The 21843-nt window shown below is 62.6% G+C and carries 13 protein-coding genes; 12 read left to right on the top strand and 1 reads right to left on the bottom strand.

Annotation, left to right across the window (positions count from 1 at the left end):
- Positions 1–175: 175 nt before the first annotated feature.
- Positions 176–3682 (top strand): DNA-directed RNA polymerase subunit beta, encoded by a 3507-nt coding sequence (gene rpoB, locus AC6CHY_RS04775; RefSeq protein ID WP_498225742.1) that lies wholly within the window; start codon positions 176–178, stop codon positions 3680–3682.
- A 187-nt stretch (positions 3683–3869) separates the two neighbouring features.
- On the top strand, positions 3870–7763 hold the full coding sequence (locus AC6CHY_RS04770; protein WP_217389414.1) for a DNA-directed RNA polymerase subunit beta': 3894 nt from the start codon (positions 3870–3872) through the stop codon (positions 7761–7763).
- Between the two features lie 433 nt (positions 7764–8196).
- Here the strand turns inward: AC6CHY_RS04770 and AC6CHY_RS04765 are convergent, their stop codons facing one another.
- Positions 8197–9975, bottom strand: a complete 1779-nt coding sequence (locus AC6CHY_RS04765) for an HNH endonuclease signature motif containing protein (RefSeq protein ID WP_498225741.1) — start codon at positions 9973–9975, stop codon at positions 8197–8199.
- Positions 9976–10481: 506 nt separating this feature from the next.
- Between AC6CHY_RS04765 and rpsL the strand changes: the two genes are divergently transcribed.
- The 10 genes from rpsL to rplW all read left to right on the top strand — a co-directional run bounded on the left by rpsL (position 10482) and on the right by rplW (position 21819).
- A complete protein-coding gene (gene rpsL / locus AC6CHY_RS04760) occupies positions 10482–10856 on the top strand; it encodes a 30S ribosomal protein S12 (RefSeq protein ID WP_068731493.1) in 375 nt (124 codons plus the stop codon).
- Positions 10856–11326 (top strand): 30S ribosomal protein S7, encoded by a 471-nt coding sequence (gene rpsG / locus AC6CHY_RS04755; RefSeq protein WP_217389416.1) that lies wholly within the window; start codon positions 10856–10858, stop codon positions 11324–11326. Before rpsL ends, rpsG begins: the two co-directional genes overlap by 1 nt.
- An 81-nt stretch (positions 11327–11407) precedes the next feature.
- Positions 11408–13522 carry an elongation factor G gene (gene fusA, locus AC6CHY_RS04750; protein ID WP_217389417.1) on the top strand — a complete coding sequence of 705 codons (2115 nt, stop codon included), beginning with the start codon at positions 11408–11410 and terminating at the stop codon, positions 13520–13522.
- A 234-nt stretch (positions 13523–13756) separates the two neighbouring features.
- Positions 13757–14947, top strand: a complete 1191-nt coding sequence (gene tuf / locus AC6CHY_RS04745) for an elongation factor Tu (protein WP_217389418.1) — start codon at positions 13757–13759, stop codon at positions 14945–14947.
- 216 nt (positions 14948–15163) lie between these two features.
- A complete protein-coding gene (locus AC6CHY_RS04740) occupies positions 15164–19216 on the top strand; it encodes a hypothetical protein (RefSeq protein ID WP_498225738.1) in 4053 nt (1350 codons plus the stop codon).
- Positions 19217–19262: 46 nt separating this feature from the next.
- Complete coding sequence (locus AC6CHY_RS04735; protein ID WP_256449173.1) at positions 19263–19391, top strand: hypothetical protein; 129 nt, start codon at positions 19263–19265, stop codon at positions 19389–19391.
- Positions 19392–19934: 543 nt separating this feature from the next.
- Entirely contained in the window at positions 19935–20243 is a 309-nt protein-coding gene (gene rpsJ, locus AC6CHY_RS04730) for a 30S ribosomal protein S10 (RefSeq protein ID WP_003803825.1), read from the top strand.
- Positions 20244–20262: 19 nt separating this feature from the next.
- Positions 20263–20913: a 50S ribosomal protein L3 gene (gene rplC, locus AC6CHY_RS04725; protein ID WP_217389420.1), complete on the top strand. Its 651-nt coding sequence runs from the start codon at positions 20263–20265 to the stop codon at positions 20911–20913.
- 4 nt (positions 20914–20917) lie between these two features.
- On the top strand, positions 20918–21520 hold the full coding sequence (gene rplD / locus AC6CHY_RS04720) for a 50S ribosomal protein L4 (protein ID WP_217389421.1): 603 nt from the start codon (positions 20918–20920) through the stop codon (positions 21518–21520).
- On the top strand, positions 21517–21819 hold the full coding sequence (gene rplW / locus AC6CHY_RS04715) for a 50S ribosomal protein L23 (RefSeq protein ID WP_217389422.1): 303 nt from the start codon (positions 21517–21519) through the stop codon (positions 21817–21819). The genes rplD and rplW overlap by 4 nt, the downstream gene beginning before the upstream one ends.
- Positions 21820–21843 lie beyond the last annotated feature (24 nt).

Below are 21843 nucleotides of genomic sequence, written 5' to 3'. Positions count from 1 at the left end.
TTGCAAGCGGACCGCTGGACATGGTAGGTCGCATCGTGTAACGTGGAACTTTGCGTCTTCTCTTTTCATCTCCGGCCTTCATATAGCGGTGGGCCTGCTCAGCGGTGCTGTGATCAGTGAAACTCTTCACAGAGAGACGACGCCGGAAACCTGACGGTCTGTGGAAGGATCCATCTTGGTCGCCTCGAGCACCTCTAACAACCAAACCGCTAGTTCGGCCCGCAGCGCGGAATATGCTGGCCGACTTTCTTTTGCAAAGATTCACGAACCACTTGACGTCCCAAACCTGCTGGCGCTGCAGACCGAGAGCTTCGACTGGCTCATCGGCAACGAGCGCTGGAAGAACCGTCTGGCATACGCCCAGACCATTGGTGACACCAGTGTAGCCAGCATCTCCGGCCTGGCCGAGATCTTCGAAGAGATCTCCCCGATTGAAGACTTCCAGGAGACCATGTCCCTGAGCTTCTCGGAGCCGGAATTTGCTGACCCAAAGTACACCATGGCCGAGTGCAAGGACCGCGACGCAACGTACGCGGCTCCGCTGTACGTCAAGGCCGAGTTCATGAACAACAACACGGGCGAAATCAAGCAGCAGACCGTGTTCATGGGCGACTTCCCGCTGATGACCGACAAGGGCACCTTCATCATCAACGGCACCGAGCGTGTCGTGGTGTCCCAGCTCGTTCGTTCCCCGGGCGCCTACTTCGAGCGCACCCCGGACAAGACCAGCGACAAGGACATCTTCACCGCGAAGATCATCCCGTCGCGCGGTGCCTGGTTCGAACTGGAAATCGACAAGCGCGACCAGGTCGGCGTCCGCCTTGACCGCAAGCGCAAGCAGTCGGTCACGGTTCTTCTCAAGGCCCTTGGCTGGACCGAAGGCCGCATCCTCGAGGAGTTCGGGCAGTACGACTCGATCCGTGCCACCCTCGAGAAGGACACCACCGATACCCAGGAAGAAGCACTCCTGGATATCTACCGCAAGCTTCGCCCGGGCGAACCGCCGACGGTCGATGCTGCACAGGCGTTGCTGAAGAACCTCTACTTCGAGGCGAAGCGCTACGACCTGGCCAAGGTTGGTCGTTACAAGATCAACCGCAAGCTCGGTGTTGACACCCCGCTGAACAGCCCCGACGCCTCGGTCCTGAACATCGACGACATCGTCGCGATGATCAAGTTCTTGGTGGCGCTGCACGCCGGCGAGAAGACCACCCCGGGCATCCGCGACGGCAAGCCCGTCGACCTGACCGTGAGCATCGATGACATCGACCACTTCGGCAACCGTCGTATCCGCGCCGTTGGCGAATTGATCGAGAACCAGGTCCGCACGGGCCTCTCCCGCATGGAGCGCGTCGTTCGCGAACGCATGACCACGCAGGACGTCGAGGCAATCACCCCGCAGACGCTGATCAACATCCGCCCGGTTGTTGCAGCGATCAAGGAGTTCTTCGGAACCTCCCAGCTCTCGCAGTTCATGGACCAGAACAACCCGCTGGCCGGTCTGACGCACAAGCGTCGTCTTTCCGCGCTGGGCCCGGGCGGTTTGTCCCGTGACCGTGCAGGCATGGAAGTTCGAGACGTCCACCCGTCCCACTACGGACGCATGTGCCCGATTGAAACCCCTGAAGGCCCGAACATTGGCCTGATCGGTTCGTTGGCGACCTACGGCCGCATCAACGCCTTCGGCTTCATCGAAACCCCGTACCGCCAGGTCGTCGACGGCCGGGTCACCGGCCAGATCGACTACCTGACCGCCGACGACGAGCTCGAGTGCTTCATTGCGCAGGCCAACGCGCCGCTGAGCGAAGACGGTCACTTCATCGAAGAGGGCGTCCTGGTCCGCGAAAAGGGTGGTGGCGGCGAGCCGGTCATCGCCGAACCGCGCGAGATCGAATACATGGACGTTTCCCCGCGCCAGATGGTGTCGGTGGCAACCGCCCTGATTCCGTTCCTCGAGCACGACGATGCCAACCGCGCACTGATGGGCGCCAACATGCAGCGCCAGGCCGTGCCGCTGCTGGCCTCCGAGTCCCCGCTCGTGGGCACCGGCATGGAGAAGTTCGCTGCAGTGGATGCCGGCGATTCCGTCGTTGCCTCCACCGGCGGCGTCGTCTCCGAGGTCTCGGCCGACCTGGTCACCGTCATGAACGACGACGGCACCGAGACGGCCTACCCGATCATGAAGTTTGCCCGCTCCAACCAGGGCAACGCCTACAACCAGCGCGTGATGGTTTCCGAGGGCGACCGGGTTGACTACAACTCGATCATTGCCGACGGCCCGTCCACCGACAAGGGCGAGCTCGCCCTGGGCAAGAACCTCCTCGTGGCGTTCATGTCCTGGGAAGGCCACAACTTCGAGGATGCAATCATCCTTTCCCAGCGCATGGTCTCCGACGATGTGCTGACCTCGATCCACATCGAGGAGCACGAAGTTGATGCCCGCGACACCAAGCTCGGTGCCGAGGAAATCACCCGCGACATCCCGAACGTCTCCGAAGAGATCCTTGCCCAGCTCGACGAGCGCGGCATCATCCACATCGGTGCAGAGGTTGAAGCAGGCGACATCCTCGTTGGCCGTGTCACGCCCAAGGGCGAGACCGAGCTGACCCCGGAAGAGCGCCTGCTGCGCGCCATCTTCGGTGAGAAGTCCCGCGAAGTGCGCGACACCTCCCTGAAGGTGCCGCACGGCGAGTCCGGCGTGGTCATCGGCGTTCGCATCTTCGATCGCGACAACGACGACGACCTGCCCCCGGGCGTCAACCAGCTGGTCCGCGTTTACGTGGCCCAGAAGCGCAAGATCACCAACGGTGACAAGCTCGCTGGCCGCCACGGCAACAAGGGCGTCATCTCCAAGATCCTGCCGATCGAGGACATGCCGTTCCTGGAAGACGGAACCGCCGTCGACATCGTCCTGAACCCGCTGGGTGTTCCGGGCCGAATGAACGTCGGACAGGTCCTGGAAATCCACCTGGCCTGGGCCGCGAAGCAGGGCTGGAAGATCGAGGGCGAGCCGGAGTGGGTCAAGAACCTGCCAGCGCTCCCGCGTGAAATGGGATCCACCAAGGTTGCCAGCCCCGTCTTCGATGGTGCTTCGGAGGACGAAATCCGCGGACTGCTCGACCACACGGCAGTGACCCGTGACGGCGTGCGCCTGATCGGCAACTCCGGCAAGGCCCGTCTGTTCGACGGCCGCTCCGGCGAGCCGTTCCCGGACCCGGTGTCCGTTGGCTACATGTACATCTTGAAGCTCCACCACCTGGTGGACGACAAGATCCACGCCCGCTCCACCGGCCCGTACTCCATGATCACGCAGCAGCCGCTGGGTGGTAAGGCACAGTTCGGTGGCCAGCGCTTTGGTGAGATGGAAGTGTGGGCCCTGGAGGCCTACGGTGCCGCATACACCTTGCAGGAACTGCTCACGATCAAGTCCGATGACATCCACGGTCGCGTGAAGGTCTACGAGGCGATCGTCAAGGGCGAGAACATCCCGGAGCCTGGCGTTCCGGAATCGTTCAAGGTCCTGATCAAGGAAATGCAGTCGTTGTGCTTGAACGTCGAGGTCCTCGGAACCGACGGCAACACCATCGAAATGCGAGACTCGGACGAAGAAGTCTTCCGGGCTGCGGAAGAACTCGGCATCGACCTTTCCCGGTCGGAACCGAACTCCGTCGAAGAGGTCTAGTTCCAACCCCGTGTCCATGGGTCGGGGGAGCGCTGGGGGTCCAAGGGCCCGCATCGCTCCCCAGCCCGGGAACACGGCACCGAACTGGACATCTTCCAGACCCAACGGTGAGCGCGGATCCGCACCGGATCCGCGAACACCTCACCAAATTAGACTTCAGAGAACTTAGAAGAGAGATAAGGACCATATGTCCAGCGAATCCTCATTCGGCCTCATGCGCATCGGCCTGGCAACTGCGGACGAGATCCGCGGGTGGAGCTACGGCGAGGTAAAGAAGCCCGAAACCATCAACTACCGCACCCTCAAGCCGGAGAAGGACGGTCTTTTCTGCGAAAAGATCTTCGGTCCGACCCGTGACTGGGAGTGCAACTGCGGCAAGTACAAGCGCGTGCGTTTCAAGGGCATCATTTGCGAACGCTGTGGCGTCGAAGTCACCCGTGCCAAGGTCCGCCGCGAACGCATGGGCCACATCGAGCTCGCCGCCCCGGTGACCCACATCTGGTACTTCAAGGGCGTTCCCTCGCGCTTGGGCTACCTGCTCGACCTGGCCCCGAAGGATCTTGAGAAGATCATTTACTTCGCGGCCTACATGGTCACCGCCGTTGATGAAGAGCGCCGCCACGCCGAGCTGCCGAACCTCCAGGCCCAGCATGACCTGGAACGCAAGCAGCTGGTTGACACCCGCGACTCCGACATCGCCGCCATTGCCCGCGACCTCGAGGACCAGCTTGCTGCCCTCGAAGCCGACGGTGCCAAGGCAGCGGAGAAGAAGAAGGCCCGCGACCTGGCCGACAAGACCATGGCCCAGGTGCGCAAGCGCGCCGACGCCGACATCGAGCGTCTTGACCAGGTCTGGGACCGCTTCAAGAACCTCAAGGTCGCCGACCTCGAGGGAGACGAAGGCCTGTTCCGTTCGCTGCGCGAACGCTACGGACTGTACTTCGAAGGCTCCATGGGCGCCGAAGCCATCAAGAAGCGCCTCGAGGGCTTCGACATGGAAGCGGAAGCCGAGCTCCTTCGCGAGATCATCGAGAACGGCAAGGGCCAGCGCAAGACGCGTGCCCTGAAGCGCCTCAAGGTTGTCAACGCGTTCCTGACCACCACCAACTCCCCGTTGGGCATGGTCCTGGACGCCGTCCCGGTGATCCCGCCGGAACTGCGCCCGATGGTTCAGTTGGACGGTGGCCGCTTCGCGACCTCCGACCTCAACGACCTGTACCGCCGCGTCATCAACCGCAACAACCGCCTCAAGCGCTTGTTGGACCTGGGCGCGCCGGAAATCATCGTGAACAACGAAAAGCGCATGCTGCAGGAAGCTGTGGACTCGCTCTTCGACAACGGCCGTCGTGGCCGTCCGGTGACCGGTCCGGGCAACCGTCCGCTGAAGTCCCTGAGCGACATGCTCAAGGGCAAGCAGGGACGATTCCGCCAGAACCTCCTCGGCAAGCGTGTTGACTACTCGGGCCGTTCGGTCATCGTGGTCGGCCCGCAGCTGAAGCTGCACCAGTGTGGTCTGCCCAAGCAGATGGCGCTGGAGCTCTTCAAGCCGTTCGTGATGAAGCGCCTGGTTGACCTCAACCACGCCCAGAACATCAAGAGCGCCAAGCGCATGGTCGAGCGTTACCGTCCGCAGGTTTGGGACGTTCTCGAAGAGATCATCACCGAGCACCCGGTGTTGCTGAACCGTGCACCTACCCTGCACCGTTTGGGCATCCAGGCGTTTGAACCGCAGTTGGTTGAAGGTAAGGCCCTTCAGCTGCACCCGCTGGTTTGTGCTGCTTTCAACGCCGACTTCGACGGTGACCAGATGGCAGTCCACCTGCCGCTGAGCCCCGAGGCACAGGCAGAGGCCCGGATTCTGATGCTCTCGAGCAACAACATCCTGAAGCCCTCCGACGGCCGCCCGGTTGCCCTGCCTTCGCAGGATATGATCATCGGTCTGCACCACTTGACCACCAAGCGCCTGGACGAGAAGGGCGCCGGTCGTGCGTTCTCCTCGGCCGCCGAGGCGATCATGGCCATGGACCGCGGCGAGCTGCACCTGAACTCGCCGGTGAAGATCCGCGTCACGGGCTTTGTCCCGTCCGCGGAACAGCCGGCTCCGGAAGGCTGGGTTGAGGGCACCGAGGCGCTTATCGAAACCTCGCTGGGTCAGGTGCTGTTCAACGAGACCCTGCCCGCGGACTACCCGTGGGTTGAGCGTGTCGCCGGCAAGGATGCCCTCTCCGAGATCGTCAACGACTTGGCCGAGCGCTACCCGAAGGTGGTTACGGCGGCAACGCTGGACAACCTGAAGGACGCCGGCTTCAAGTGGGCCACCCGCTCGGGTGTCACCGTAGCCATCTCGGACATCACCTCGAACATGGACAAGGCAGCCATCCTTGCACCGTACGAGGTAAAGGCAACCCGCGTGCAGTCCCAGTACGACAAGGGCCTGATTGCGGACTCCGAACGCCGCCAGGACCTGATCGACATCTGGACCAAGGCGACCGACGAGGTTGCCGAGGCAATGCGCGCCGGCATGGAAGAGCTGAACACCATTAACCGAATGGTGACCTCCAAGGCTCGTGGTAACTGGCTGCAGCTGCGCCAGATTGCCGGTATCCGTGGCCTGGTGTCCAACCCTAAGGGCGAGATCATCCCGCGTCCGATCAAGTCTTCGTACCGCGAAGGCCTGTCGGTTCTCGAGTACTTCATCGCTACCCACGGTGCCCGTAAGGGCCTGGCCGATACCGCGCTGAAGACCGCCAACTCGGGTTACCTGACCCGTCGTCTGGTGGACGTCTCGCAGGATGTCATCGTGCGCGAGCTCGACTGCGGCACCAGCCGCGGCCTGAACGTGCCGATTGCCTACACCGACGAAATCGGTACCGTGCGTATGCACGAAACCGTTGAGAACTCGGCGTACACCCGTACGTTGGCCACTGACGTGACCGATGCCTCGGGCACCGTGCTGGCCGAGGGTGGATCCGACGTGGGCGACGTGCTCATCGACGAACTGTTCGCAGCCGGCGTCACCGAGATCAAGGTCCGCTCCGTGCTGACCTGTGAATCGGCCGTTGGAACCTGTGCACTTTGCTACGGTCGTTCCCTGGCCAGCGGCAAGACCGTGGACATCGGTGAGGCAGTGGGCATTATCGCCGCACAGTCCATTGGTGAGCCCGGTACCCAGCTGACCATGCGTACCTTCCACACCGGTGGTGCTGCTTCCGCGGAAGATATCACCCAGGGTCTGCCCCGTATCCAGGAGCTCTTCGAGGCACGTACACCCAAGGGTGTCGCCCCGATCTCCGAGGTTGCGGGTCGTGTCACGATCGAGGACAGCGAAAAGCAGCTCCGCATCGTGATCACCCCGGACAACGGCGACGAAGAGATCGCTTACCCGGTTCTGCGTCGTGCACGTCTGTTGGTCGTCGAGGGCGAGTCCGTCGCCGTTGGCCAGCAGCTGGTTGCCGGTGCCATCGACCCGAAGCAGGTCTTGCGAGTTCTTGGCCCGCGTGAGGCACAGAAGTTCCTCGTCCGCGAAGTCCAGGAGGTCTACCAGTCCCAGGGCGTTGGCATCCACGACAAGCACGTGGAAGTCATCGTTCGCCAGATGCTTCGCCGCATCACCGTCATCGAGTCGGGCGACACCGACTTGCTGCCGGGCGAGCTTGCGGACAAGGCACGCTTCCAGTCGGAGAACCGTAAGGCCGTCTCCGAGGGCAAGCGTCCGGCATCGGGTCGCGACGAGCTGATGGGTATCACCAAGGCCTCCTTGGCCACCGATTCCTGGCTCTCGGCCGCGTCCTTCCAGGAGACCACGCGTGTCCTGACCCAGGCCGCAATGGAAGGCAAGTCCGATCCATTGCTCGGCCTGAAGGAAAACGTCATCATCGGTAAGCTGATCCCGGCCGGCACCGGCCTGGATCGCTACACCCAGGTGAACGTGGAACCGACCGAGGCGGCGAAGGCTTCGCTGTTCACCGGACAGTCCGCTTTCTCCACCGGCATGGACTACGAAGGTCTGGAGCCGGGCCTCAGCCCGGAATTCCACGCCATCGCCATGGATGACTACGATCTCGGCAACGATTTCCGCTAAGGCGTAGTTCTTCTCCCCGGCCGTGCCGGGGAGAAGAGCACGTAACAAGGCCGGCCCGTGCCGCGCTTCCCTTTCCTCGCAAGAGGTGCGGGGGAGTGCGGCACGGGCCGGCCTTTTAGTGCCCGAAATGCGGCATTGCCGTACACGTGCCCCGTCATGGGAACCCGGGCGGCGTCCGGCAGCAGTGTCCATGGACCATGGTTGGGGAGCGGCGATTCCGAGACTGGGTGAAATTACATCTAGTACAAATCTGTGGCCGGTGGACCCACTTTGCCTGCCGGGAGCTCCGGGGAAGGTGCGGGGCTCCGGGTCTTGCCTTGAATGCGCGCAACTGAGCGAGGACAAGTGTCTTGAACCCCAAACCAGTCGCACCTGCAACTAGTGGATAAGTGCCCAATAGATTCCCGCAGTGGTTGCCCGCTGCCAGTTCCAGTTAACGGATGGGGACACTTTGGGGATGGAAAATCCAATTTCGTCTGAGTCGTTGCTCGGGATCCCTGGCCTTGCTCTGCAGGACGTGGGGGATCGAGTCCACAAGGATGATCTTGAAGTGCCCGGCATGGAAGGACGCGTGGCATACCGGGCAGAGCAGTGCACCATTCGAAAGATTTGTCTTGCCGCCGAGGTACCACGGATCGATGTGGTTGGCCTCGCAGCGGTGCGCGGCCATGGTGCAGCCAGGGTTGATGCATCCACGGTCCCTCAGTGCCAGGGCGCGCCGTTGCGCCCGGCTGAAGAAGCGTTGGGTCCGTCCCAGGTCCAGAGGTTGGGACTCAGTGCCCAACACCGCGGGAATCGCGTTGGCGACGGAGGCGAGTCTGCGAGCGTAACCGGCGGAAACCAGGTGCCCGTGGGTGGTGATGCCTGGATCATTGAGTTTTCCGACCAGTGACTCCCATGAAATTGTCACGATCATTTCGATGTTGGGCTTTGCGGGGAGGCCCGGTTCCGTCTCCCCATCCCGGTTGATGGCGAACCGCATGCTGTCGAGAAAGGCCTGAAGCAAATTTCTGGCCTTGTGTCGTTCTCGGGCTTCCGCCAGTGTCTCCCCTGGGAGGACTTCGATGTCGGCCCCCTGCGCGCCGGTCATGATCGGCTGGCCGAGATCGGTGAATCCCGCCCGGGGGCGTTGGTCAATGGGGGTTTCTGGATCAATGGCCCAGGATGGGATGGTTTCCGCATCGGGGGAGAGCGAGGTGCTGGGCAGGCCGGGAAGCGCTGGCTGTCCTTCACCGTCTTGCGTTGCAGTTGGCCCGGCATCGTCAGGGGATTGGGTGCCCGTGCCGAAGGCGGAATGCGGGTTGGCCAGCTGGTCGGCCAGCGTCGAGAGCAATTCGTGCCCCTCGACGCCGGTGCAAAGCTCCCAAATGAATCCACGTGCCCTCTTGCCCTGGAAGCGCAGGCCGAAATTGGTTTCCATCAGTGCCTCGCTGCGTTCGAGTGCGGTTGCATCGAGCTGCGCGGAGAGGTGCCTAAGCAGTTGATCCGTGCCCGTCTGGTTTCGGGCCACGAGGGACTCGGCCAGCTCCGACTCGATTCGACCGAGGGCTTCGTCGGGGTTGGCCTGGGCATCGATGCCGGGTTGGAGCGAGCGCAGCCGGCGGGCGGCACCTGCGACTCGATGAGGGTCCGCCATTCCGTCGTTGAAAACCTTACCCAGATGCTCGAAGCGGGGAGCAATGGCGGCGCCGTTGAACCCGCTGCGGGGAAGGAGCAGGTCGCGGCTGATGAGCCGCTGCCTGGCCTGGCTGTAGGAGAGGTTCAACCGGTCCTTCAGGAAACCGACGGCATCCCGGCAGGGCATCTTGCTGCCGGGTCGGTGGTATTCGTCAGCGGGCAGGGCTGTTGCCCCTCCGACGAAGTCCTCCAGATGGCTGTGCAAATCATGCAGTTCCTCCAGTGGCTTCTCGCACAAGGTGTGGGCGTCGGTCTCCTCGATCTTGCCCGCGGCAACGATTTGTGCGCGGCCCGTGGTTCGGCCAAGATCCTCAGCCAGGAGGGCCAGCAGGAGCGCCCGAACCGCTGAATTCCCGACGTCGTCCGCGATGTCGTCGATGAGTCGCTTGACGAGCGGATTGAGCATGGCCAGCAGGCGCAACTTGTCGTCCGCGGATAGTTCGAACGTGGTGTCGTCCGAGGTGTCCGCGGACGCGAGCCCGGCCGGCAGCAATGCGGCCAGCCCGGCAGTGGTGAGCGCCGCCAGTGATTCCATGTCTCCACCATGGGCCCTTTCCTGGCCCGCCGTGACTGGGCTTGGCAAATATGTGGACAACCTTGGCTAAAAGTGCGGCGTCACCCCGGTGGCCGACTGGTGAATATTCTCGGCATCAACCGGAGACGCCTGGGCGGGATTAAGTGACGTGCACTGCATCCATGTCATGCCTGTGCGCCGGGTTGTCGGCGGAATTCCCGCGATTCGCGGCAAATCCCGCGTTTCCGTGAGGCCGCGCGGAGAGACGCGGCCAAAATGCTTGGCATGCCTCGAGAGTCTCGGTGTCATGGCTGGCCGGATGTGCGTGCTAAGCTAGAGGTAATTGTTTTTCATGTGTGGCAAATGGACACGGTCCGGGTTGCGGGTAGGTTGCGCAACAGATGCCACACTTTCGCACGCCTAAGGTCAATTCCGAAGTCGCTGTGATGAAACGACTATAAACGCAGCGTCTCCAAGCAGTTTGATTGTGGGCGTCGCCGCAGAACAAGAAACCGGAGGACACGAAAGTGCCTACTATTCAGCAGCTGGTCCGCAAGGGCCGCTCGCCGAAGGTCAAAAAGACCAAGGCCCCAGCCCTCAAGGGCAACCCGATGCGTCGTGGCGTATGCACCCGTGTGTACACCACGACCCCGAAGAAGCCGAACTCCGCACTTCGTAAGGTCGCACGCGTGCGCCTTGCAGGTGGCGTTGAAGTGACCGCTTACATCCCTGGTGTTGGTCACAACCTTCAGGAACACTCCATCGTGCTCGTTCGCGGTGGTCGTGTGAAGGACCTTCCGGGTGTGCGCTACAAGATCGTACGTGGTGCCCTCGATACCCAGGGTGTGAAGAACCGTAAGCAAGCTCGTTCTCGCTACGGTGCCAAGAAGGAAGGTAAGTAATGCCTCGTAAGGGCCCGGCGCCAGCGCGCCCCCTCGTCTCGGATCCGGTTTACGGTTCCCCGCTTGTTACCCAGCTGATCAACAAGGTCTTGGTTGATGGTAAGAAGTCCACTGCAGAGCGTATCGTTTACGGTGCACTCGAAGGTGCCTTGGCCAAGAACGGTACCGACCCGGTCGTGACCCTGAAGAAGGCCATGGATAACATCCGCCCGGCCCTCGAAGTTCGCTCCCGCCGTGTCGGTGGCGCAACCTACCAGGTTCCCGTCGAGGTCAAGCCCGGACGCTCCACCGCGCTGGCTCTTCGCTGGCTCGTTGGCTACTCCAAGGCTCGCCGCGAGAAGACGATGATCGAACGTCTCATGAACGAGATCCTCGACGCCTCGAATGGTCTTGGTGCCGCTGTCAAGCGTCGCGAAGACACCCACAAGATGGCAGAGTCCAACAAGGCATTCGCCCACTACCGCTGGTAAAAAGCGTTTAGTCCAGTTGGCGGGATTGATCGCAGATCAGTTCCGCCAACATTTCGGACTTAACCTACAAAGGGAGACATCGTGGCACAGGACGTGCTTACCGACCTAAACAAGGTCCGCAATATCGGTATCATGGCTCACATTGATGCCGGTAAGACCACTACTACGGAACGCATCCTGTTCTACACGGGTGTGAACCACAAGCTCGGCGAAACGCACGATGGTGCCTCGACGACTGACTGGATGGAGCAGGAGAAGGAGCGCGGCATTACTATCACGTCTGCCGCCGTGACCTGCTTCTGGAACAAAAACCAGATCAACATCATTGACACCCCGGGCCACGTTGACTTCACCGTTGAGGTTGAGCGCTCGCTGCGCGTCCTCGATGGCGCCGTTGCCGTGTTCGATGGCAAGGAAGGCGTGGAGCCGCAGTCCGAGACTGTTTGGCGCCAGGCCGACAAGTACAACGTGCCGCGTATCTGCTTCGTCAACAAGATGGACAAGCTTGGTGCCGACTTCTACTTCACCGTAGACACCATCATCAAGCGTCTTGGCGCCAAGCCGCTGGTCATGCAGCTGCCGATCGGCTCCGAGTCAGAGTTCACCGGCGTTGTCGACCTGATGACGATGAAGGCTTTCGTTTGGGAAGGCGACTCCAAGGGTGACGTCACCATGGGTGCCGCCTACGAGACCCGCGAAATTCCGGCCGACTTGCTGGAAAAGGCCCAGGAATACCGCGCCAAGCTGGTTGAGGATGTCGCTGAGGCATCCGACGAGCTCATGGAGAAGTTCCTCGAAGGCGAAGAGATCAGCATTGCTGAACTCAAGGCCGGCATCCGCAAGATGGTTGTCAACTCGGAGATCTACCCGGTCTTCTGTGGTTCCGCCTTCAAGAACCGCGGCGTTCAGCCGATGCTTGATGCCGTTATCGACTTCCTGCCGAATCCGATGGATGTTGGCGCGACGATCGGTCACGATCCGAGGAACGAAGAGATCGAGCTCAAGCGCGAGCCGAATGAAACCGATCCCTTCTCGGCACTTGCCTTCAAGATTGCAACCCACCCGTTCTTCGGCCAGTTGAACTTCATCCGCGTGTACTCCGGCAAGGCAACTCCGGGTACCCAGCTGCTGAACTCGACCAAGCAGAAGAAGGAACGCATTGGCAAGCTCTTCCAGATGCACGCCAACAAGGAAATGCCGGTAGACGAGGTCCACGCAGGCCACATCTACGCAGTCATTGGCCTCAAGGACACCACCACCGGTGATACCTTGTGCGATCCGGCACACCCGATCGTTCTTGAGTCGATGTCCTTCCCCGATCCCGTGATCTTCGTTGCCATTGAGCCGAAGACCAAGGGTGACCAGGAGAAGCTCTCGACTGCGATCCAGAAGCTTTCGGCCGAGGACCCGACGTTCACCGTCTCCCTCAACGAAGACACTGGCCAGACCGAAATCGGCGGCATGGGCGAGCTCCACCTGGACATCCTGGTGGACCGCATGCGCCGCGAATTCCGCGTCGAAGCCAACGTCGGCAAGCCGCAGGTTGCTTACCGCGAAACCATCAAGAAGGCTGTGGAGAAGGTTGACTTCACCCACAAGAAGCAGACCGGTGGTTCCGGCCAGTTCGCAAAGGTCCAGGTCTCGTTCGAGCCCCTGGAAGTTGTTGAAGGTGTCATCTACGAGTTCAAGAACGGCGTAACCGGCGGCCGTATTCCTCGCGAATACATCCCTTCGGTCGACGCAGGTATCCAGGACGCCATGCAGTTCGGCATCCTGGCCGGCTACCCGATGGTGGGCGTCAAGGCGACCCTCCTCGACGGTGCCTACCACGACGTTGACTCCTCGGAAATGGCATTCAAGATCGCCGGCTCCCAGGTGTTCAAGGAAGGCGCACGCCGCGCCCAGCCGATCATCCTCGAGCCGGTCATGGATGTCGAGGTCCGTACTCCCGAGGAGTACATGGGCGACGTCATCGGTGACTTGAACTCCCGCCGTGGCTCCATCGCCTCGATGGAAGACGCAGCAGGCGTCAAGGTCATTCGCGCGACGGTTCCGCTGTCTGAAATGTTCGGTTACATTGGTGACCTGCGTTCCAAGACCCAGGGCCGTGCCGTGTACTCGATGACCTTCTCCAGCTACTCCGAGGTCCCGAAGGCTGTTGCCGACGAGATCATCCAGAAGAACCGCGGCGAGTAATCGTCTAGGACCAACATTGGCCGTGAGCCCGGTTCCCGGGTGAGTGGCCGCACGATGGGGCCGGATCAGAGAAATCCAATCCGGCCCCGTCAGGCCAACTAACGGATCCACAGTAGGATCCCGCAGCTAACCACAATTTAAACATTTCACTAAGCCCCCAGTAGACTTGCATAAGTTCGCCCGCGATCCGAGTGGGCGAGGTACGTCTTCTGTAAACGTTTCTAGGAGGAACCTGTGGCAAAGGCAAAGTTCGAGCGGACCAAGCCGCACGTCAACATCGGCACCATTGGTCACGTTGACCACGGTAAGACCACGTTGACGGCCGCCATTTCGAAGGTGCTTGCTGACAAGTACCCGGATTTGAACGAGCAGCGCGACTTCTCGCAGATTGACTCTGCACCGGAAGAGCGCCAGCGCGGCATTACCATCAACATTTCTCACGTCGAGTACCAGACCGAGAAGCGCCACTACGCGCACGTTGACGCCCCGGGTCACGCTGACTACATCAAGAACATGATCACCGGTGCTGCACAGATGGACGGTGCAATCCTCGTGGTTGCCGCCACTGACGGCCCGATGGCTCAGACCCGCGAGCACGTTCTGCTCGCCCGCCAGGTTGGCGTTCCCTACCTGCTGGTCGCACTGAACAAGTCCGACATGGTTGACGACGAAGAGCTCCTGGACCTCGTGGAAATGGAAGTTCGCGAACTTCTCTCCTCGCAGGGCTTCGACGGCGACGAGGCACCTGTTGTGCGCGTTTCCGGTCTGAAGGCACTCGAAGGCGACCCGGTTTGGGTCAAGGCCGTTGAGGACCTGATGGAAGCTGTCGACAACCACGTGCCGGACCCGGTTCGTGACCGCGACAAGCCGTTCCTGATGCCGGTTGAAGACGTCTTCACCATCACCGGTCGTGGCACCGTTGTTACGGGCCGCGCCGAGCGTGGAACCCTCGCCATCAACTCCGAGGTCGAGATCGTCGGCATCCGCCCGGTCCAGAAGACCACGGTTACCGGTATCGAGATGTTCCACAAGCAGCTCGACGAGGCATGGGCCGGCGAGAACTGTGGTCTGCTGCTTCGCGGCATCAAGCGCGAAGACGTAGAGCGTGGCCAGGTCATCGTGAAGCCGGGTTCCATCACCCCGCACACCGAGTTCGAGGCCAACGTCTACATCCTCTCCAAGGATGAAGGCGGACGTCACAACCCGTTCTACTCGAACTACCGCCCGCAGTTCTACTTCCGCACCACGGACGTCACCGGCGTTATCACCCTGCCGGAAGGCACGGAAATGGTTATGCCCGGCGACAACACCGAAATGTCTGTCGTGCTGATCCAGCCGATCGCCATGGAAGAGGGCCTCGGCTTCGCAATTCGCGAAGGCGGCCGCACCGTTGGTTCGGGACGCGTTACCAAGATCACCGCGTAAGTTTACTTCGCAGATCTTGACCTAACGGTCTAGAAGAGACCCCCGCAGCACTGTTTCGACAGTGCGGCGGGGGTCTTTTCATGTGCCCGCGGACATGTGGAAAACTGCCCGGACATTTATATCCATCAGATAGTTTGAATGCGCTACGCTGTAAGACGCATGCCGAACCGGATCGCCGGGGGGGCGCAAACTCATAGGTGAAGGCAGGAAACCGAGATGGATTGGTTCATCGGGGTCGTCGTGGCGGTGCTCATGTTCTTCGCGGGGCTCTTCCTGGGGAAGCGCCTTTCGGCCACGAGGGAGGCGGCCCGCCGGCCCGCCGCGGTGAAGTCGCCGGATCGCACGGAGCTGGCGGAGGCCTGGCAACTCGGCTTCGACGCGGCCACGCGGGCCACCCATCCCTCGGACGCCCCGGCCGACTTGCCGCTCCCGGAGGCGAATGCACCGGTGGCGCCCGGAGCGGAACGCCGCCAGGCACCGGCCGTCGCGCAACCGTTCTCCCCGGGCGGCCCCGTCTCACCGGTTCCTCCCGAATCCGCGCCGACGATGCGGCCCGCGGCGCCTCCATACGTCCCACCGGTGCCGGTCGACCCGCGGGTGCGGGCACTGCGCAACATCAACATCACGCTGTATGTCGCCGCGCTCCTGCTGGTGGCCTCGGCATCGCTGTTCATCGCCCTCGCCCTGCCTGCGCAGGCCAAGGTCGTGGGCCTGGGCATCGTGGCCCTCGGATTCTACGTCGCGGGACTGGTGATGCATGCGCAAAGCGAGCGACTTCGCCCGGCGGCCGCGGCCTTCACCGCTACCGGACTGGCGCTGATCCCGATGACCGGGTTGGCACACTACCTGCTGCTCTCCGAAACCCCCGGTGCCAGCTGGTTCGCCACCTCCATGGTGGGCACCGCGGCCTTCGTCTATGCCGCGGGACGGCTGCAGTCCAAGGTCGTCGCCGGGCTCGCCACGACCTTCCTGGTCTCCACCGCCTATTCCGGAGGCGCGGTGCTCAACCGCGGGCTGATCTACTACTTCCTCTTCAGCATGCTGCTGGCCACCGCCATCACGCTGGTGGGCTTCCTGCGGCCCCGCTGGATAGCGAACATCTACCTGCAGTCCTTCACGATTGCCCACCGGTACCTGGTTCCCGCGACGGTGCTGGCGGCAGTGCTGTCGGCGGCGGTGCTTGATGCCATGGACTACGCCTGGATTTTTGCGGCGGCTGCCGTGTACTACGCGGTGGCGCTCTTCTCGTCCCCTGCCCGCGAGCGCTTCTGGCATTTGGCCGCGGCCCGTGCGGCGGGGATGTTCAGCATCGGCTCCTTCCTGCATGCTGCCGAGGTGTCCTCGACGGACATCTTCCGCATCATGGCAGCCCTGCTGTTGCTGCAGCTTGTGTTGCTGGCACACCGGGCCGGGCAGTATTCACGCAAGCTGCGGGTGCACCCGCGCCTGGTCAAGCGGGAAACCTGGGTGCTGGTCGCCCTTGCGGGGGTTTGCACCGTCCTGGGGGCCGAGGAATTCCTGCGCGACCCCGGAAGCACCGGCGCCGGGCAGCGGCTGGACCTGAACTGGGCGCTGGCACTGCTGGTGCTCTGCGGACTTGTTGTCGGGGTAAAACTGGGTGGAAACTTCCGCTGGATTTCGCTGGGAGCGGCCGCACTCTCATTCGCCGAACCCGGCGATGGAAGCCAGGGGCGCCAAGGCATCGTGATCGCCGCCGCCGTGATCGCCACCTGGCTGTTGGCGCGCGGAGCCACCGGCAGGGGGCGGCACCTGCTGCGTTGGGCGGCGCGGATCTCCTCCGTCGTTGCGGCCGGGGCGCTGTTCGCCTTCGCCGCGGCGGGGTGGGTGCTGTTGCCAAGGCATTCCGGGATCCTGGGGACCGGCTCCGGTTCCGGCGACTCGGCGGCGCTGGGTAGTGCCATCGAAGTGGCAAGCCTGGTCGGTGTCACGTTGGCGCTGCTCCTTCAGGCGGGATGGGCCGCCGCCGCGCTGCGCAGGAGCGGACCGGTCGGTGCGGTGTCAGGGCCCGCGGGGACGGCCCGTTTCCACGAGGCGGGTGAATCGCTCATCTTTGCCGGGGGAGTTGCATGCGCTTCGGGCACGCTCTGGTTGCTGGCGGCACATATGCGCTGGGGTGGCCCACTGATCCACGCGGACGTGGACAGGAGCGTCGTTGGTTGGAGCACGCTGTTGTGGCTGGGCTACCAGTGGGACCTGATCCTGATGTGGTTGCTGGTTGTCGTAGGGCTTGTTGGTGCCACCTTGGTCCTGGGCCATGGCCGCCCGGCGGCACCGGTTGCCGCGGACAACGCCAAGGGCAAGCCCGCCAGCGGGTCCTCGCCGCGAGCGAAATTGGGCCCTGCCGCCCTCGTTCACCTGGGCGGGTTGGTCGCCCTGGCCGCCGGCCTGGCAATCTCTTCGGACAGGCACCCGTCGTGGATGGTGGAACTTGTTGCGCTGCTGGGACTGGCGTTTGCGGGAATCCGCATCCTGGCGGGCTCCGACACCCGCGTACGTGTCGGCTATGCGGTTCTGGCCCAGGTGCTGTTCTCCGGCACGGCCTGGCATGTCGCGGATCGTTTCCACATGGACGGGCACGGGCAGTACGCGCTCCTGGCCTTCACCATTGCCTTGGCGCAAACCGTGCGCGCGCTGCTGGGCCGGCGCGCCGCCGCGGCGGGGCTGGGCGACCCACGCACCGTCCTGAGCGTTGCTGCGCTGGCGCTGCTGCTGTTGATCCCGGCCGCCTATCTGGCTGACCGGTCCGGCGGACTTGACCAGGCCAGCCTGCTTATTCAGTGCCTGTGCTTGTCGGTCTTCGCCGGAGTGCTCGTGAAGACCCAGGCCGCACGCGCTGCGGCCTTCCGCTATGCGTTCATTCCCGCTGCACTCGGGTTCCTCGGCCTGGTGCTGACTCCTGCCCTCGACGGGGACCTGCGGTCCGGCGGCTGGCTGCCCATCCCGTTGTGGGGCGAGGAAGCGGCGAGCACCATGCTGGTGCTGCTGCTGGTTGGGATCCTGGTGGCGGAACTTCGCGGCGTGGGCGGGGCCGGGTACCGCTGGGTGCGGGCAACGGTGGGGGTGATGTACTGGGTCCCGCTGATCGGAATGCACGGGAGCTCCGAACCCGGATGGCAGGTCATCGCAGGCCTGCTCGGGGCTGCAGGTGTCACGATCTTCGCTGCCACCTGGGGCGTCCCGTTGCTCTTGCTCGGCACCGCGATGCTGGTGCTGCTGGCCTCGCTGCGCGGCGTGGAGCTCATCCACGCCCTGGCCGGGGAACCGGGGAGCGAACCGCTTGACGGCATGATCGGGCTGGGCGCGACCTCTGTCATCCTGTTGATCATGGCGGTCTTCGGCGGGCGCTTTGGCGCGGAGCCGGTGGGCTTCGCGTCGGTGGCCAGACGGGGAACGGGCTGGGGGCCGGCCCACGCGCGGGTGCTCTTTACCTCTTCACTGGCGGCACTGGGCCTGGGCGGATTGCTGGGCCACGTCGATGGCGTGGATCGGTACGTCTATGCCGGGGGATTGATGCTGATGATTGCGGTCTTCGCGGCCGCGGCCCTGGAGGTGCCGGCGCGATGGAAGGAAACCGGATACGAGGTCGCTGCCTTGGCCGGTGCCGCGATCATCCACCGTTGTTGGTGGGTCGGCGTCGACGGGACAAGCTCCTTCGCGGCCTTCTACTACTGGATCATTGTGCTGGCGCTCCTGGCTGTCTACGAGTTTTCGCGCAAACGCGAGCGGAACGCGACAGTCGTCCTGGGCGCCTCCGCAGCGCTGCTGTCGATGGCGGGTCTGGGGACAATTGTTTCCTCCAGCGTGGCCCAGCAGCTGGTGGTCTTGCTGAGCTTCACCGTATTGCTCGTCTTTGGCTTGCTGACCACCCGCAAGATCTTTACCATCTGGGGAGCCGTCGGGGTCGCCGTGGCAGTGCTGTGGTTCCTGCGCGGATTCACTTTCCTCCTGTTGCTGCTCATCGCCGCGGGCCTGATTGCCCTGGCCTTGTGGAAGCTTGGGAAGATGAACAAGGGTGCGCAAAACCAGGCAGCCCCGGGCCACGGGTATCCGCCGGCAGGTGGCGTTGAACCAACTGTCGAAGGCACCAACGCCCCCCACCGGACTGCCGAATTCCCCGGAGGACGGACAGAACCTGGACGCGAGGCGCCGAAGGAGACCCAAGTCCAGGAACCGGGAGCCCAACAGCAGCCAAGCGGCATGCCGTGGATGCGGCCGCGCGGCCAGGACACCGGCGATGAATCACGCTGACCCCGCAAGTGGTGACCGGTGCCCGGTCGGACGCTAGGCTGGCAGCATGAAGTTCTTGATAGTTGTGCTCATCGTGGTGGTAGTCGTCGTGGTCGTCATGCGCGTGCGCAAGCAGTTCTCCAGTGAGATCGCGCGGGCGAAGGACATCCGGCGGGCCAACGGCGACGAACACTAGCCAAGGCGGAAACGCGCAGTGAGCTTGTTCACGCGCCGATGCCCCGGTTACGACACCGGTGCGGATGCTCCGACCGGAATTCCGCCGATTTTCCCTCCTCCGGCACCGCGTGAAGTTCCGTTCGGGACGCCTACGCGCCCGGCGGCCTCCGGCGGGGGAGAAAGCAGATTTGGTGTTTCGGACAGAAACCTGACACACTAGACAAGTTGTTCATGAGTATTTCCATGCTCTGTGTCTGCTGATCGGGAAACCGACACCGGGGCACGGGGTTTCAACCGAGATTGTGTCTCACCCGGGATAATGCCCGGGGCTGGGGAGCAATACAACCGAATTTTTGGAAACATTAACAATGTCCCCCACGTATCCATCGGATTCGTATCGCTTTCAAACGCGACACGCCCGAGCGCGGGGGTCGGGCTTCGGCGGATTGAGGAACCCGGATTTATCCGGATTCAGTTCGATGCGAGGCGTGCCGGTCCACTATTGGACCCGTAGGGCACAGTAACTGTACAGAGAGTGCTAATTAGAAAGAGGCATCACGCCATGGCGGGACAAAAAATCCGCATCCGGCTGAAGTCGTATGACCACGAGGTCATTGACGTTTCTGCCCGGAAGATCGTTGAGACGGTGACGCGCGCTGGCGCAACCGTAGTCGGCCCAGTGCCGCTGCCAACGGAAAAGAACGTGTACTGCGTTATCCGTTCGCCCCACAAGTACAAAGACAGCCGTGAGCACTTTGAAATGCGCACGCACAAGCGTCTGATCGACATCATCGATCCGACCCCGAAGGCCGTAGATTCGCTGATGCGTCTTGACCTGCCGGCGGATGTCAACATCGAAATCAAGCTCTAGGGGAGGTGGCGAGAAAACTATGACCGCAACCCGTAATGTCAAGGGACTGTTGGGCACGAAGCTCGGCATGACCCAGGTTTGGGACGAGAACAACAACCTCATCCCGGTAACCGTCGTACAGGCCGACAGCAATGTCGTCACTCAGCTGCGTAACGCCGAGCGCGATGGCTATGTAGCGGTTCAGATCGGCTACGGCCAGATCGACCCGCGCAAGGTCACCAAGCCGCTGGCAGGCCACTTCGAGGCAGCAGGGGTCACCCCGCGCCGCCACGTCGTTGAACTGCGCACTGCCGACGCCGATTCCTACGCCGCAGGCCAGGAACTCACCGTCGAAATCTTCGCCGCTGGCCAGAAGGTCGACGTCGTCGGAACTTCCAAGGGTAAGGGCTTCGCCGGCGTCATGAAGCGCCACGGCTTCCACGGTGCTCCGGCATCGCACGGTGCTCACAAGAACCACCGTAAGCCGGGCTCCATCGGCGGCGCTTCGACCCCGGGCCGCGTGTTCCAGGGCCAGAAGATGGCCGGTCGCATGGGCGCCGAGCGCGTCACCACGCAGAACCTCACCGTTCACGCAGTGGATGCCGAGAAGAACCTCCTGCTGATCAAGGGTGCCGTTCCCGGCGCCCGCGGCCGCGTCGTTCTCGTGCGCACCGCTGTGAAGGGAGCATAACTAAATGTCTAACGCACTCACCGTCGAGTTCCCTTCGGAGATCTTTGACGTTCAGACCAACGTTCCGCTGCTGCACCAGGTCGTCGTGGCCCAGCTGGCAGCTGCTCGCCAGGGTACGCACAAGACCAAGAACCGCGCCGAAGTTTCCGGTGCCGGTCGCAAGCCGTTCAAGCAGAAGGGCACCGGCCGCGCCCGTCAGGGTTCAATCCGTGCTCCTCACATGACCGGCGGTGGCGTTGTCCACGGTCCGACTCCTCGCGATTACAGCCAGCGCACCCCCAAGAAGATGAAGGCTGCTGCATTGCGCGGCGCCCTGTCTGACCGCGCTCGCAACAACCGCATTCACGTCATTGAAGCCCTGGTTGAAGGCACCACGCCGAACACCAAGGCCGCACTGGCCACCCTGCGCGCTCTGTCCGAGCGCAAGAACCTGCTCGTAGTCATCGAGCGCGCCAACGATGTTGCGGCCCTGTCGGTCCGTAACCTCCCCGAGGTCCACGTCCTGTACGTAGACCAGCTCAACACTTACGATGTGCTGGTTTCCGACGACGTTGTCTTCACCAAGGCCGCTTTTGATGCCCTGGTCCAGAAGGAGGAAGCCAAATGAGCACCTTCTCTAAGGCTCCGCACGATGTGGTCATCGCACCCGTCGTTTCGGAAAAGAGCTACGGTCTGATCGACGAAGGCAAGTACACCTTCCTGGTTGACCCGCGTTCAAACAAGTCGGAAATCAAGAACGCCGTGGAAGCCATCTTCTCGGTCAAGGTTGACTCCGTAAACACCCTCAATCGTGCCGGCAAGCGCAAGCGCACCAAGTTCGGATGGGGGACGCGCAAGGCTACCAAGCGTGCGATCGTCTCCCTGAAGGAAGGCTCGATTGACATCTTCGGCGGTCCGCTTTCCTAAGCGGAGACCACTTTAACGAGGAAT

Source organism: Paeniglutamicibacter sp. GQ140 (assembly GCF_059759235.1).
This window is presented reverse-complemented; position numbering and strand designations above follow the sequence as displayed.